Source organism: Zobellia nedashkovskayae (assembly GCF_015330125.1).
Taxonomy (GTDB): Bacteria; Bacteroidota; Bacteroidia; order Flavobacteriales; family Flavobacteriaceae; genus Zobellia; species Zobellia nedashkovskayae.
On record NZ_JADDXR010000002.1, the window covers coordinates 97,884 to 113,207 of the forward strand.

Sequence of the window (15,324 nt, forward strand, 5' to 3'; positions counted from 1 at the left end):
TCTTTTTTGTCTTATAAAAATAACAAATAGTTACTCGTGCAACAGTTGTTGAAATTCTTGAAATTCTTGCTATCGGCAACCAATCAACATGGGGTACACTCCCCTTTTATCTATGGCTACGTTACCAAATGTCTATACAGCAAAAAGAAATACAGCCGTTCTAAAAGCTTAAATGTACTTTTAAAAAGTATTGTTTATTTTGGATCAGAGCGAGTTATGCTTCGGGAAAATGAAGAAGAACCTAAAAGATTGATTAATAAAATCATCCCTAAGGTCAAATTTGTATTAACAGATGCAGATATAATTTACCTTTCAAAACAAAATATTTCCAAAGCAGAAACTCTTTTATCCAATGAAACGAACATTCACAACAATACCATGCTTTTATTGAATGGTATTTATGAATCAAAAAAAAACGAAATCATTTGGGATGCCTTAAAAAAGCACCCCAAAGTAACGGTAACAGTAGATATGTTCTATTGCGGAGCTGTTTTCTTTAGAGAAGAACAGGCTAAGGAGCATTTTAAAATTCGGATTTAAACGCTTATTTTAGATTAAATTGCAATTATGGGCAACTATACTATTTATATTATTCTGGGAGTTGTGGCCGTCATATATGTCTTATCATCAATGATCAGTCGCCGGCAGTCAAAAGACCGTAAAAGCCGAAAGTTTATGGACAACTACGAAAGTCCCAAAAAAGAAGAAAAAGAACGAGACCGTTAATTTCATCTACTAAGACACTGTAAACCACCGTAAATTTCTTAAAATGAAAATATACACCAAAACAGGTGATAAAGGTACTACCGCTCTAATTGGGGGTACTCGGGTAAAAAAACACCATGTAAGAATAGAAAGTTATGGTACGGTAGACGAACTAAACTCTTGGTTAGGCCTAGTTAGAGATCAAAAGATAGATAGTAGGTCTAAGGAGGTTTTGACCAAAATACAAGAGAAATTATTTGTTGTAGGTGCAATCTTGGCGACTGACCCAGAGAAAGCTATCCTTAAAAATGGAAAGAAACGTCTGAATATTCCTGAAATTAAGGCAAAGGATATTGAATTGCTTGAAAAAGAAATTGATATAATGGATGAAGCTTTGCCCCAAATGACTCACTTTATTCTTCCTGGCGGACACACAACAGTGTCATATTGTCACATTTCCAGAACTGTTTGTCGTAGAGCGGAGCGTATGAGCACACTTCTGTACGAAAATGAACCCTTTAACGAGAACGTACTGTTATTTTTGAACAGACTCTCCGACTATTTGTTTGTACTGGCACGAAAATTGTCAGAAAACTTACAAGCGGAAGAAATAAAATGGATTCCAGAGAATACAGAAAAAGACAACTAGCGGCCAATTAAATAATATTTGCTCCTTTTTAATTTGTTTTTCTCTAATAATTTGTTTAATTCATCGTTATCAAACTATTAATACAAAAATAATAGTAATAAAATAGCCTGATTTCCTTGGCTATATCGTTATAAAAATTATTTTTGCAAAAATTTAAATTGAACAACTGAAATGTATTGGACATTAGAACTAGCATCATATTTAAGTGATGCACCCTGGCCGGCAACAAAAGACGAATTGATAGATTACTCAATCCGTACAGGCGCGCCTCTAGAGGTCGTCGAAAACCTTCAGTCTATGGAAGAAGAAGGTGGTGAGATTTACGAATCCATCGAAGAAATCTGGCCAGACTACCCAACAGAAGAAGATTATCTCTGGAACGAGGACGAATATTAAATATATTACGTTAATTGAAACAAAAAAGTCTCTATCGAGGCTTTTTTTTTATGTAATTTTGGCAGGCATTTAGGCGAAATGTACATAGACTTCAAACTGGAATACCTTTTGCAAAGAACTACGCCATATGCACAATTGTAATTATAGTGCCCTTCCGCTTACAATATCTTAAAGGCGGTCTAATACTAAATAGCTAGAAATGAGTTTTTTAAATTCGATATTAAAAGTATTCGTAGGTGATAAATCTGAAAAAGACGTTAAAGAACTACAGCCTCTTGTAGCACAAATAAGGTCTTTTGAAAAGCAGTTAGAAGGAATTAGTCATGACGAACTCCGTGAGAAGACTAATACTTTTAAACTTAAAATAGCCGAAGACATCAGTGAATTCACCAAAAAGATAAGTGAATTAGAAGAAGAAGTAAAAGCGTCTACGGATATTGACAAGAACGAAGATATTTATGCTGAAATAGATAAGCTCAAAGAAGAATCATATAAAGTAAGTGAAGCAACTCTTAGCGAGCTTCTACCCGTAGCTTTTGCCGTAGTTAAAGAAACGGCTAAGCGTTTTGCTCAAAATAAAACCATACAAGTTACCGCCTCAGAATACGATCGTGAATTATCCGGCTCAAAAGACTATGTTACTTTAGATGGAGACAGTGCCATTTGGAAAAACTCATGGAACGCCGCTGGAAAAGAGGTCACTTGGGATATGATTCATTATGACGTACAGCTAATAGGCGGTATTGCACTACACCAAGGTAAAATTGCAGAAATGCATACTGGTGAAGGTAAAACCCTTGTAGCAACATTGCCTTTATACCTTAATGCTTTATCAGGACACGGTACACACTTAGTAACCGTAAATGACTATTTAGCAAAAAGGGATAGCGCTTGGATGGCTCCTATTTTTGAATTTCATGGTCTTTCAGTAGATTGTATTGATCATCACCGCCCTAACTCAGAAGGAAGAAGAGCCGCTTATAATGCAGATATTACGTATGGTACCAATAACGAATTTGGTTTTGACTACCTAAGAGATAATATGGCACACACGCCAAAAGATCTAGTACAACGTCCACAACATTACGCAATCGTAGATGAGGTAGATTCAGTTTTAGTTGATGATGCTCGTACTCCATTAATTATTTCAGGTCCCGTACCTGAAGGAGATCGTCATGAATTTAATGAGCTTAAGCCAAAAGTTGGTGATATTGTAAATCAACAAAGACACCACTTAACAGGGGTTTTAGCCGAGGCAAAAAAACTAATTCAAGAAGGAAACACAAAAGAAGGTGGTTTCTTATTGCTACGTGTGCACAGAGGTCTACCAAAGAACAAAGCACTTATTAAGTTTTTAAGTGAAGAAGGTGTTAAGCAGTTACTTCAAAAAACAGAGAACTACTACATGCAAGATAACAACAGGGAAATGCCTAAAGTAGACGAAGACCTGTTATTCGTTATTGATGAAAAAAACAATCAAATTGAGCTAACCGAGAAAGGTGTAGATTACATTTCAGGTGAGCAAAACAGAGATTTCTTTGTAATGCCAGATATTGGCGGAGAAATTGCCAAGATTGAAAACCAGAACTTAGATATTGAAAAAGAAGCTGAACTCAAAGAAGAGCTTTTTAAAGAATTTGGTATTAAGAGTGAACGCATCCATACCATGAGCCAACTTTTAAAAGCATATACGCTTTTTGAAAAAGATGTGGAATATGTGGTAATGGAAAACAAGGTGATGATAGTTGATGAGCAAACCGGCCGTATTATGGATGGTCGTCGTTACTCAGACGGACTTCACCAAGCTATTGAAGCTAAAGAAAATGTAAAGATTGAAGCGCTTACTCAAACATTCGCCACGGTTACATTGCAGAACTACTTTAGAATGTACAATAAGCTTTCTGGTATGACCGGTACGGCCGTTACCGAAGCAGGTGAATTCTGGGAAATATATGAGTTGGATGTTATGGAAATTCCAACCAACAGACCTATTGCCCGTGATGATAGACACGATTTGATCTACAAGACCAAGCGTGAAAAATATAATGCTATAATTGATGAAGTTACCAAACTCTCTCAAGCAGGCAGACCGGTATTGATCGGTACAACATCTGTTGAAATATCGGAATTGTTATCACGAATGTTGGCCATCAGAAAAGTAAATCACAACGTACTGAATGCGAAACTTCATAAAAAAGAAGCAGATGTAGTTGCCGAAGCTGGTAACCCTGGCGTTGTAACTATAGCTACCAACATGGCTGGTCGTGGTACGGATATTAAACTTACCGCCGAAGTCAAAAAAGCAGGCGGTCTAGCAATTGTAGGTACAGAAAGACATGATTCAAGACGTGTAGATAGACAGTTAAGAGGTCGGTCTGGTCGTCAAGGTGATCCGGGAAGCTCGCAGTTCTATGTTTCTTTAGAAGATAATCTAATGCGTTTATTTGGTTCTGACCGTGTGGCCAAAATGATGGATAAGATGGGCTTAGAAGATGGTGAAGTAATTCAACACTCCATGATGACCAAATCTATTGAGCGTGCGCAGAAAAAAGTAGAAGAAAACAACTTTGGAGTTCGTAAACGTCTTTTGGAATATGATGATGTTATGAACGCCCAGCGTGAAGTGGTCTACAAAAGAAGACGTCATGCTATACAGGGTGAGCGCCTAAAAGTGGATATTGCCAATATGGTGTATGACACTTGCGAAGTTATTGCAGATACCAATAAAGCGGCAAGCGACTACAAGAATTTTGAATTTGAACTTATAAAATATTTCTCCATAACATCTCCTATTTCAGAAGATGAATTTAGTAAAATGAGCGTGCAGGATATTGCCAATAAGGTATATTCAGAAGCTTACAAATACTATCAAGGTAAAATGGAGCGTAATGCAGCAACTGCATTTCCTGTCATAAAAAAGGTTTACGAAGATAATGCCAACAAGTTTGAGCGTATTGTAGTGCCTTTCACAGATGGTATTAAAACACTTAATGTGGTTACCAATTTAGAACGTGCTTATGAAAGCAACGGAAAAGAATTGGTTACCGATTTTGAAAAGAACATTACCTTGGCCATCATTGATGACTCATGGAAAACGCATTTACGTAAGATGGATGAGCTTAAGCAGTCTGTACAGCTAGCTGTTCATGAGCAGAAAGACCCCTTATTGATTTATAAGTTCGAAGCTTTTGAACTTTTTAAAGGGATGATAGACAAGGTGAATAAAGAAGTTGTTTCTTTCTTGTTTAAAGGCGAGCTACCAAGTGAGAATCCAAACGAGATTCAGGAAGCCAAAAGTGTTAGCAGACCTAAAGAAAATCTTCAGACCAGTAAAGAAGAAATCCCAAATAGCGACGAATTAGCAGCTCAGAACAGAGCTGCAGGTCAAACACAGGGCCAACGCCCTCAGGTTACTGAAACTATCGTTCGTGAGCGACCAAAGATTGGCCGTAATGACAGAGTTACTATTAAGAATGTAATCTCTGGTGAAAGTAAAACTGTTAAATATAAACAAGCAGAACCGCTTATAGAAAACGGAGATTGGGTGCTTACTGAAGGTTAAAAACCGGCATTTATCATAATATTCAACGGCAACTTATCTCTAAGTTGCCGTTTTTTTTGCCCGATTGACGAGTAAAACGCTACTTAAATACAATTGTATCTACTATTGCAGGGCTATGAATAAATTACCCCCAAGGTAAAATTGCTGCTAGTTAAGCAGTTATACACCTAGTTTGTTCAGAATTTAACTTCCAGAAACGCTTCCGCTTTAAAAATAAGGTGTGTTGTATTTTTGTGGAAGTGTCGCATTTAACACGCGGATTCACTTCTTTTTTTTTAATTGAATACCGAAAACGTTTACATGCGAAAGCCAAAAATACAGCTGAACAGGGTTAGCGATAAGACAAAGTTATTACTTAAGTTCAACTATATATCTTCTGTTCTTAGTCTAATCATAGGTCTAATATGCTCATATGTCATTCATATGGACGGCACCATACCTTATGTTTTCTACTTCTACTTTGTTCTAAATCTATTGAACGTAGCTGCCTTTAATAAGCATAAGAACCTTTTAGCAATGGCAATTTGCACTTCTACACTTTCGTTCTTAAGCACCATTGTAATTACCCTTTTTAGCGGAGGTATAAACAGTCCGTTTATTTTTATTCTCGGCCTAATCGTACTAGCTGGTTACATATCTACCAGGGTTTTTGGTAAGGTTTACCTTTATCTTATCATTGGTACTATAATCTTAATATATCTTATTGATTATGCTAATTTTGACTTTATAGTAAATGAAGTTCCAGATAGTTCAAGAGATTTATTTAGCCTAATTAGTATATTGTTTTCAGTATATTTATTAGGCGGTGTATTAGGAAAAAACCTATTGAACACCCACCACAATCTATATAAGTCAAAAGCTAAGATTGAAAAAAGTGTAGACGAAAAAGAAAACCTTTTGCGAGAAGTACATCATAGGGTTAAAAACAATCTACAGACCGTCTCCAGTCTTTTAAACTTGCAGGCTAGAAATACACCTAACGAACAAATTAAAGAATTAGTAAAAAGTAGTCAAAATAGGGTAACAGCAATGGCTATGATTCACGAGATGCTCTATGTTCGTGATAACCTCTCTAAAATTGAATTTGGGTCTTACGTCCAAGAACTTACACAATTTCTTCTAAGAACGGTAGAACGTAAAGACAGGAAGATAGATGTTACTATAGATATTCCTGATACTTGGTTGGGCATAGATACTGCCATCCCTCTGGGTTTATTAATCAATGAAACAGTAACCAATTCTATAAAGTATGGCTTTAAAGATATGGAAGTTGGTAAAATTACGATTGAGCTTGAAAAAAGATATCAAAACAAATTTATTCTTAAAATTAGTGATAACGGAACCAGTTTCCCTTTAGATTTTGACTTTAAAAACTCTAACACACTGGGGTTAAGACTAATTCATAATCTTGCAAGACAACTACAAGGTACAATAGAACGCCTCCCTACTACTGAAGGCACAACCTATAAACTAGTATTTCAAGATATTGCAAGCCAATTTAATACGTAAGTATTATATTAGCTAACACTGTTCTTATCTAGAATTATTTTTCCTAATTAAAAATTAGATTTTTCTGTCAAAAAATGACAGACAATTCGGAATAAAATTGTAGATTTCTGGCAGAAGCCCCAGCTTATCATTTTTTAAACTATCCCCATCTTAGTATAATTTCATGGCTAAAGTTGCCAGAGTTGTACTACTTTGTTATTTGGGGCATAACTTTTCAACTTCGGCTTCAATATAATTAGTAATGCCTAATATGAATACCTTTCAAAGCAGATTAGACAGCCAAAGCAAGCTGTTAATTAACTTTGCATACTCATCTTCTGCTCTCTCCTTTTTAGTAGGTATAGTTCTTTATATGTTGGGAATTGTGGGTTATCTGCCTGCTACGTTTCTCTTATACGCTATTTTGAATCTCACCAACATGTTTCTGTATAAGAAATATGATAAATTACTGATTACATCTCTTATAGGCTCTGCTCTATCACTAATTGGAACAGTTGTAGTAACCCTCTTGAGCGGAGGTATAAACAGTTCGTTTATTTTTGTCTTTAGTATTATTATTTTAGGCGGATATATGACAGGCCACTTTTTTGGAAAAATCTACCTAACGATAATCTTACTTGTTACCGTTGGTATATATGCCGCAAGTGAGTATGGCTCCATTCCTAATGAAATACCGGAAAACTCAAGAGATCTTTTCAGTTTTATAAGTATTATTTTTTGCTCGTATTTATTGTTCATTGTTTTTGGTAAACATCTTTTACTTACCCATGAAAGACTACAAACATCAAAATCAGAAATAGAAGAAGGCATTGCTGAGAAAGAATTACTTCTTAGAACAGTTCATCATAGGGTAAAGAACAACCTACAGACCGTGTCCAGCCTATTAAGCTTACAATCCAAAAACACTACTAATGTTAAAATAAAAGAACTGGCTATCAGTAGTCAACATAGAATAAATTCTATGGCCATGATTCATGAAATGCTTTACATGCAGGATAATATCTCGCAGATAGCTTTTAAACCCTACCTAAAAGAACTTACTGATTTCTTGGTGAAATCTGCCAATAGCAAAAACCTAGATGTTACCGTAAACATAGATATGCCAGATGTTAACCTAGGTTTGGACACAACAATTCCTTTGGGATTGTTAATTAATGAAGCCGTTACAAATTCTTTAAAATATGGGTTTCCAGAAAATACTACTGGTAGAATAGACATACTTCTAAAAGAAAATACAGAAGAATCTCAAAGTTATTTTCTTGATATTACTGATGATGGAGTAGGTTTTTCTGAGGAGATAAACCATAAAACCACTAAATCTCTAGGACTTAAACTCATGCATAATCTAGGGCGCCAATTAAGAGGTTCTGTATCACGGATTAAAACAGAAAAAGGAACGGGTTATCATATTATTTTCAAAGATAAAGAGCGACATCTACCAGGAATTAATGGGTAATTCATGATAAAAATACAGGCCTCTTTTATTGCTTAAAAAACAATATCTTTAGAGAACACCAAAAATATAATATGAAAAATTCTCGACGAAAGTTCTTGTCTTCCATAAGTATGCTTGCCGCCAGTTCTGCTATGCCATTACATGCTTTTGATTTTGGCTCATCAAAAAAACTGAAAGTAGCCCTTGTTGGAACGGGAATACGAGGGATCACATTTTGGGGTAAAAGATTAGTTGACGAGTACTCAGATATTATTGAATTTGTGGGACTTTCCGATATAAATGCCAGTAGATTAGCTTATGGCAAAAAGTACATTGGTGCCGCCTGTCCTGTTTTTCTTGACTTTGAGAAAATGGTGAAGGATACTGGCCCAAACCTTATTATTGTTACTACTAAGGATTCAACCCATCATGAATTTATAATAAAAGGTTTAAACATGGGTTGCGATGTACTAACGGAGAAGCCCCTTACCGTAGATGAAATAAAATGCCAGGCAATTTTGGATGCTGAGAAAAAATCCGAGAAAAACTTAATTGTAGGTTTCAATTATAGGTGGAGCCCTTACGCCACTAAGATTAAAGAACTCTTGATGGACAAAACTATTGGTGATTTGATATCGGTAGATTTCAGCTGGTACCTTAACACTTACCACGGCGCTTCATATTTTAGAAGATGGCATGGCGAAATGGAAAGTAGTGGGTCTCTTTGGGTACACAAATCTACACATCATTTTGATTTACTTAATTGGTGGATAGATTCTGAACCAAGTGAAGTATTCGCTTATGGAGATTTGGAGTTCTACGGAAAAAATGGTCCTTTCAGAGGAGATAATTGCCGTACTTGTAAGCATAGTAAAGAATGTGATTTTTATTGGGATATAACCCAAAATGAATTTATGAAAGAACTTTATGTAGACCATGAACAAGAAGACGGTTACATAAGAGACAACTGCCTGTTCCGAAAAGACATAGATATATATGATAAAATGTCTGCACAGGTAAAATATGCCGATAACACCACTCTCAATTACTCCCTTACCACCTACTCCCCTTTTGAGGGCTGGAGAGTAGCTCTTAATGGTACAAAAGGGCGTATTGAAGCTTCTCAAGACATTCCTTACCATAATGACATTACTGTATCTGAAGCCGAAAAGCATACCAATGAAATGGATCAGACCAACAAGGAAGAACTATCCTATGAGCCCATCATTGTGCATAAACTCTGGAAGCAACATGAAACCATACAAGTACCTATGGAGAAAAAGGGCCATGGTGGTGGCGATAAACGTTTGCAAGACAAAATATTCAAGACCTCAGACATAGAAGACCCTTACGGCAGAACCGCGGGTATACGGGATGGTGCCATGTCAATTCTCATTGGTATTGGTGCAAGACGAAGTATTGAACAGAAAAAGCCCGTACAGATTTCAGAGCTGACCGATTTAAAACCTCAAAAAAAACGATAGTGAAATTTAAATACTTAGTTTTAAAAGTAGTATTTTGCTTACTTTTTTGATTGTGCGATAAAACATATTTAGATTTCCCATTTTAGAGAAGTCCGACCTAAATATAAAAGAGAAAAAAAAATAACCCCTTAATGCAGCAGAGTACCGATTTAGAAAAAAAACTGAAGAGCAAGGTTAGACTGGTTTTAAAAGTTAACTACTACTCATCTATTCTTTCTCTTATTTTTGGCGGACTATGTTTTTTTCTTTTAGACATTGTTGAAGTTATCCCCTATGTCTTCCTCTCTTTTGGTATCCTAAATATTATAAACGTTTTATTTTATAAATACCACAAAAGTCTCACGCTGACCTACAACATTGTTTCCATGATGACGTTGGCCGGAGCCAGTGTTGTAACCTTATATAGTGGCGGCATCAATAGCCCGTTTATTTTTGTGCTTGCTCTTATTGTAGTTGCCGGGTATGTTACTACAAGAGCCTATGGCGCACTTTATTTATATCTAAATCTGTTGATTATAGTACTGATATATTCACAGAGTGTGGCAGATTTTAGTTTTGTTGATGATGTTGTTCCAGAATCTTCAAAAAATCTATTCGCTCTTCTAAGCGTCTTATTTTCTGTTTACCTGCTAGGAGGTGTTTTTGGTAAAAACTTACTTCACGCACATCACAACTTATACAAAACCAAAAACGAACTTGAAGAAAAAATACGAGAAAAAGAAACCTTAATTAAAGAAGTACACCACAGAGTAAAAAACAATTTACAAACCGTTTCTAGTTTGTTAAGTCTGCAATCAAGAAGTATTGTGGACAAGGACGTCAAAAGTCTATTGAAAAGTAGTCAAAACCGAGTAATTACAATGGCTATAGTACATGAAATGCTCTATATGCGTGAAGACCTTTCTAAAATTGAATATAAATCTTACGTACAAGAGCTTGCAGAATATTTAGTGCGATCTATAAAAGGAACAAGTAGTAATATTACATTGAATATAGATATTCCTAATGTTAAATTGAATATTGACACCGCTATACCTCTTGGCCTATTAATAAACGAAACCGTCACCAATGCTCTAAAATATGGCATTGTAGATGAAAATAAAGGAGAGATACATATTAAGCTTCGAAAAACCGACGATAATGAGTTTGTTCTTAATATGGGTGATAACGGTCAAGGATTTCCCAAAGATGTAACTCATAAAAATTCAAAATCACTAGGCCTGAAATTGATACATAACCTGTCAAGACAGTTACAAGGTTCCATTATACGGGACCTTACTCAAAAAGGAACCCATTATACCATAAAGTTTAAGGAAATAAGAGATCAAATAACTAGTGTGGCATAAATTTCATCCGGATCATGAAATTATTTTTTTAAAGGCAGCTTCAAAGAACGTAATACTCCTTTTGTCTTGGGAAATAATAGAATATGACTCAAAATTAAAGCTAGAGCCGTTACGAGAATAAATACAATCATAATAATTATTTTCAAAGTTATACAAAACGTGGTTTATCCAATTTGGCAACAAAAGCCAAAGCCTTCTTTACTCTATATTCTTTCAACTTATATAATCGTGCTAAGCTGCTTTTGGCACTAATTTCAACTTTCTCAGTAGTCTCAACATCACTAGAGCAAAAAGCCAGAACAGAACCCATTTCAAAAACGTGATTTTTAACATTAACTATTGTATTAGGGGGAGCAGTGACTCCGAAGTTTAAAACAAATAGCAAGATTAAAATAGATTTCATAATTAAAGATTTGGGCTCTATAAAGATAATCTTAAAATGGCATATACCTTACCATAAATCGCTGAACAGCAGTAATACTAGACATTTGAAATAACTTCTGACAAACTGTTTGTTATCTTCGATAAATGAAATAAACAAGCCAAACTTTATTCCGAGTTTAAATAGTTTTTGAGTTTACCCATACAAGGATTTGCCTTAATAAATAGCGACAGAAAAAAGAGAAGGATATAAAAAAACTATAATTTAAAGAATGTATGAAATAGATTGAATAGTTTAAAGTGTGACATTCATTCTGTTAGAACATCTATAAAAAAAATTATGCTTAGTGAAGTAAATAACTTAAAGGGAAAAGCTAATTGTTATTAAGCCATTTTAGCTTTGTTTCTTTTTGTTGTAAAAGAAAGTGCCTTAGTTACTCTAGCATTATCTCTCTTGTATAAACGAGCTACTTCCAAAGTGCTTTCCAAACTAACTTCTTCGGTAGATGTTTCAGTAACGATAGTCATTTCAATAGTATTAACCTTAACCTCTTCAGTTGCTGTTTGAGCTTGAGCAGTTACTCCGATAAAAAGAACAAAAATTAAAGTTGCGATAGTTTTCATGACTTGGGCGTTTATATATATAAAACGCCGCAGACCCCATTACACCGAGGTTCCGTTCGCTGAAAAACCCCTTATTTTCGGTTATCGGTACAACTTCGGTTCAAGTGTAAAAAACTATCGATGAACGTGAACGACCTCAAAAACACCTTAACGGGATTAAGTGTTTTTAATCCGAAAAGAACCTATTTCCCATTACTACTAAAACTATAATACAATTAATGCTATACCATCATTAAGTTATGATTGCTATCATTTACTACATTATTATAGTTGATTACCTGAAACCGATTAGGCTTTTCAGGTTTATAGAAAGGTAGTTCTTAGAAGTAAAAACTAGTTTCGTTTATTATGGAATCTTGGTTGTTGAAGAATGTTTGTTAAGAGTGATTGGTGAAGAACAATTAATTAAGCCATTTTAGCTTTGTTTCTTTTTGTTGTAAAAGAAAGTGCCTTAGTTACTCTAGCATTATCTCTCTTGTATAAACGAGCAACTTCCAAAGTGCTTTCTAAACTAACTTCTTCAGTAGACGTTTCACTAACGATAGTCATTTCAATAGTGTTAACCTTAACCTCTTCAGTTGCTGTTTGAGCTTGAGCAGTTACTCCGATAAAAAGAACAAAAATTAAAGTTGCGATAGTTTTCATGACTTGGGCGTTTATATATATATAAAACGCCGCAGACCCTATTATACCGAGGTTCCGTTCGCTGAAAAACCCCTTATTTTCGGTTATCGGTACAACTTCGGTTCAAGTGTAAAAAACTATCGGTGAACGTGAACGACCTCAAAAACACCTTAACGGGATTAAGTGTTTTTAATCCGGAAACAACCTGTTTCATATTACTACGAAAAACTAGAATACAGCTAATGCAATACTATATTCAGTTGTAATTACTATAACTTGCCAAATTCTGATTAGCAATTATCTGAAACCCATCCAGAAATATGACCGTAGAGAAAAAGAAAAAGCTGTTTATCTATCAAAGGTCAACTCCGTACACATTACAGTTCTTCCTTTAATAGTATTAAAGGAACTAGTTACTCGTACAGTAGTTCCCTTTTCTAGGATATAAGAGTACTACGCTCCGTTGGTTGTAATAATGATTTTTGTAAAAGATGAAACTAAACCTAAAGTTTATTTTCACAATTGTGCATACCGATTTATTGGTGGCTTTTGCCTAGAATAAGAATCAACACAATTACAGTGTAATATACCTCTTGGATTTTAGAAAGTCAGTTTCTGAAATATAGAATTAGTTTAGTGCTCTGCGGTAGAGTGGTCGTTGAAGAACAAATGATTAAGCCATTTTAGCTTTGTTTCTTTTTGTTGTAAAAGAAAGTGCCTTAGTTACTCTAGCATTATCTCTCTTGTATAAACGAGCAACTTCCAAAGTGCTTTCAAAACTAACTTCTTCAGTAGACGTTTCAGTAACGATAGTCATTTCAATAGTATTAACCTTCACCTCTTCAGTTGCTGTTTGAGCTTGAGCAGTTACTCCGATAAAAAGAACAAAAATTAAAGTTGCGATAGTTTTCATGACTTGGGCGTTTATATATATAAAACGCCGCAGACCCCATTGTACCGAGGTTCCGTTCGCTGAAAAACCCCTTATTTTCGGTTATCGGTACAACTTCGGTTCAAGTGTAAAAAACCATCGGTGAACGTGAACGACCTCAAAACACCTTAACGGGATTAAGTGTTTTTAATCCGAAATTAATGACTTTACCGTATTGAAGAATTGTCTTTTTGTAATACTATAGCTTTGATAAAAATTTTAGTAGTTGATAATATATAGTAGCTATGCTTTCTCAAACTAGTAAAACATAGGTTTTACATAGAAGTTATTCCTTAAGAGTCAATAACCCTGAGATTTACAAAAATATCTATACATAAGCAAAGACTCCTTAACTCGTTTATTATAGGTATCCTACAATAAAAAACCATGATTTTCAGTCTATGTACTATTCCGCTTACATCAAAAATTGATGTACCAACGATCAAGAGCATACTTTTGACGATTATTAGTTAATATTATTGGAGTGAAACATCTAAATATATAATTTGCACCTTCTTTTGAAAAAGAAAATAGATAAATTTAAAATCCCTAAATTATGAGACGTAATTTAATTACAAAATGGTTTTTGTTTTCAATGTTGTTTGTATCGTTTATTATGGTACCGGTAGCTTGTAGCAGTGATGATGGAGGAACCGAAACAGAACAAACACCAGATCCAGACCCGGAGCCTGAACCAGAGCCGGAGCCAGCTCCAGTGCCTGACCCAACTAATGAGAATACTATTATAGATGCTACGGCTGCTGCTCACGCTAACGGGGTAAGCACTTCCACAGTAACTGTTCAATTAGCTGATGCCGATGGAAAACTATTAACTGCAAGCGGTGGCGTAGTTGCCTTATTAGCTACTGGATCATCAACTTTATCTGATGTTACTGACAATGCAGACGGTACTTATACCGCAACAGTAAGTGGTACTGAAGAAGAAACTATAATTGTATCTGGAACTTTAGACGGAGTAGCTATCACCAGCACTGTCGAAATAACTTTCAACCCGGACGAATCTAACCCAGCTCAAGAAGCAGATCAATCTACTGAGGCAGTTGGCCCTACTTTACTTAGAATTAATTGTGGTGGTCCAGAAGTAACTTTTGGAGATATTACATTTTTGGAAGACCAATATTTTGATGGTCCTACCGAAGCCTATAGTAATCCTTCTGTTACAGAAGTAGCTGATACGGAGATGGATGCTCTTTATTTGACTGAAAGAATTACTGACAACACAGTTATTAAGGGACCATTCTCTTATAAAATTCCTGTTACTAATGGAACTTATACAGTAAAACTTTATTTTGCAGAGGTTTACTGGGGTGTTGCAAATCCTGAAGGCCTTGAAGGTGGGGTAGGAAGTAGAATCTTCAATATTTCCATGGAAGACCAGGAAATATTTACTGGATATGATCTTTTTAAAGAACACGGAGCTGGAAATGCAGGTAGTCGTATGTACGATATTGAAGTAGCTGATGGTGAGTTAACAATCACTTTTGAAGCAACAGTCAATAAACCAAAAATTTCTGGTATCGAAGTTTTCGGTACAGGAAGCATTGATTAATTGTAAGAAAACTTAATGCTAATTAGTAATAGGTCTTCAGAGCATATGCTCTGAAGACCTATTTTTTTTTGAACCTTTGTGAGTAAGGAAACGTATATAAACCATACT

The 15,324-nt window shown here is 35.3% G+C and carries 14 protein-coding genes; 10 read left to right on the forward strand and 4 right to left on the reverse strand.

The window, feature by feature from the left end; translation table 11 throughout:
* The first annotated feature begins 36 nt into the window (after window positions 1-36).
* From IWB64_RS00410 to IWB64_RS00450, 9 genes are all read left to right on the forward strand, one after another.
* Window positions 37-540, forward strand: a complete 504-nt coding sequence (locus tag IWB64_RS00410; RefSeq protein ID WP_226975770.1) for a hypothetical protein — start codon at window positions 37-39, stop codon at window positions 538-540.
* Window positions 541-567: 27 nt separating this feature from the next.
* Window positions 568-726 (forward strand): hypothetical protein, encoded by a 159-nt coding sequence (locus IWB64_RS00415; RefSeq protein ID WP_194532154.1) that lies wholly within the window; start codon window positions 568-570, stop codon window positions 724-726.
* Window positions 727-769: 43 nt separating this feature from the next.
* Window positions 770-1,354: a cob(I)yrinic acid a,c-diamide adenosyltransferase gene (locus tag IWB64_RS00420; RefSeq protein WP_194532155.1), complete on the forward strand. Its 585-nt coding sequence runs from the start codon at window positions 770-772 to the stop codon at window positions 1,352-1,354.
* A 171-nt stretch (window positions 1,355-1,525) separates the two neighbouring features.
* A complete protein-coding gene (locus IWB64_RS00425) occupies window positions 1,526-1,750 on the forward strand; it encodes a DUF2795 domain-containing protein (protein WP_013994285.1) in 225 nt (74 codons plus the stop codon).
* A 199-nt stretch (window positions 1,751-1,949) separates the two neighbouring features.
* Window positions 1,950-5,312 (forward strand): preprotein translocase subunit SecA, encoded by a 3,363-nt coding sequence (gene secA / locus IWB64_RS00430; protein WP_194532156.1) that lies wholly within the window; start codon window positions 1,950-1,952, stop codon window positions 5,310-5,312.
* A 300-nt stretch (window positions 5,313-5,612) separates the two neighbouring features.
* Window positions 5,613-6,821, forward strand: coding sequence for a sensor histidine kinase (locus IWB64_RS00435; protein WP_194532157.1), 1,209 nt, complete (start codon window positions 5,613-5,615; stop codon window positions 6,819-6,821).
* Window positions 6,822-7,071: 250 nt separating this feature from the next.
* Window positions 7,072-8,277 (forward strand): sensor histidine kinase, encoded by a 1,206-nt coding sequence (locus IWB64_RS00440; RefSeq protein ID WP_194532158.1) that lies wholly within the window; start codon window positions 7,072-7,074, stop codon window positions 8,275-8,277.
* 71 nt (window positions 8,278-8,348) lie between these two features.
* Window positions 8,349-9,740, forward strand: coding sequence for a Gfo/Idh/MocA family oxidoreductase (locus IWB64_RS00445; protein WP_194532159.1), 1,392 nt, complete (start codon window positions 8,349-8,351; stop codon window positions 9,738-9,740).
* Between the two features lie 131 nt (window positions 9,741-9,871).
* On the forward strand, window positions 9,872-11,086 hold the full coding sequence (locus IWB64_RS00450; RefSeq protein WP_194532160.1) for a sensor histidine kinase: 1,215 nt from the start codon (window positions 9,872-9,874) through the stop codon (window positions 11,084-11,086).
* Between the two features lie 148 nt (window positions 11,087-11,234).
* Here IWB64_RS00450 and IWB64_RS00455 read toward each other — a convergent pair whose 3' ends face one another.
* The 4 genes from IWB64_RS00455 to IWB64_RS00470 form a co-directional block, all read right to left on the reverse strand.
* Window positions 11,235-11,489, reverse strand: coding sequence for a hypothetical protein (locus IWB64_RS00455; RefSeq protein WP_194532161.1), 255 nt, complete (start codon window positions 11,487-11,489; stop codon window positions 11,235-11,237).
* Window positions 11,490-11,851: 362 nt separating this feature from the next.
* Window positions 11,852-12,091: a hypothetical protein gene (locus IWB64_RS00460; protein WP_194532162.1), complete on the reverse strand. Its 240-nt coding sequence runs from the start codon at window positions 12,089-12,091 to the stop codon at window positions 11,852-11,854.
* Window positions 12,092-12,496: 405 nt separating this feature from the next.
* Complete coding sequence (locus IWB64_RS00465) at window positions 12,497-12,736, reverse strand: hypothetical protein (protein WP_194532163.1); 240 nt, start codon at window positions 12,734-12,736, stop codon at window positions 12,497-12,499.
* 652 nt (window positions 12,737-13,388) lie between these two features.
* On the reverse strand, window positions 13,389-13,628 hold the full coding sequence (locus IWB64_RS00470; RefSeq protein WP_194532164.1) for a hypothetical protein: 240 nt from the start codon (window positions 13,626-13,628) through the stop codon (window positions 13,389-13,391).
* A gap of 574 nt (window positions 13,629-14,202) precedes the next feature.
* Between IWB64_RS00470 and IWB64_RS00475 the strand changes: the two genes are divergently transcribed.
* A complete protein-coding gene (locus IWB64_RS00475; RefSeq protein WP_194532165.1) occupies window positions 14,203-15,216 on the forward strand; it encodes a malectin domain-containing carbohydrate-binding protein in 1,014 nt (337 codons plus the stop codon).
* Window positions 15,217-15,324 lie beyond the last annotated feature (108 nt).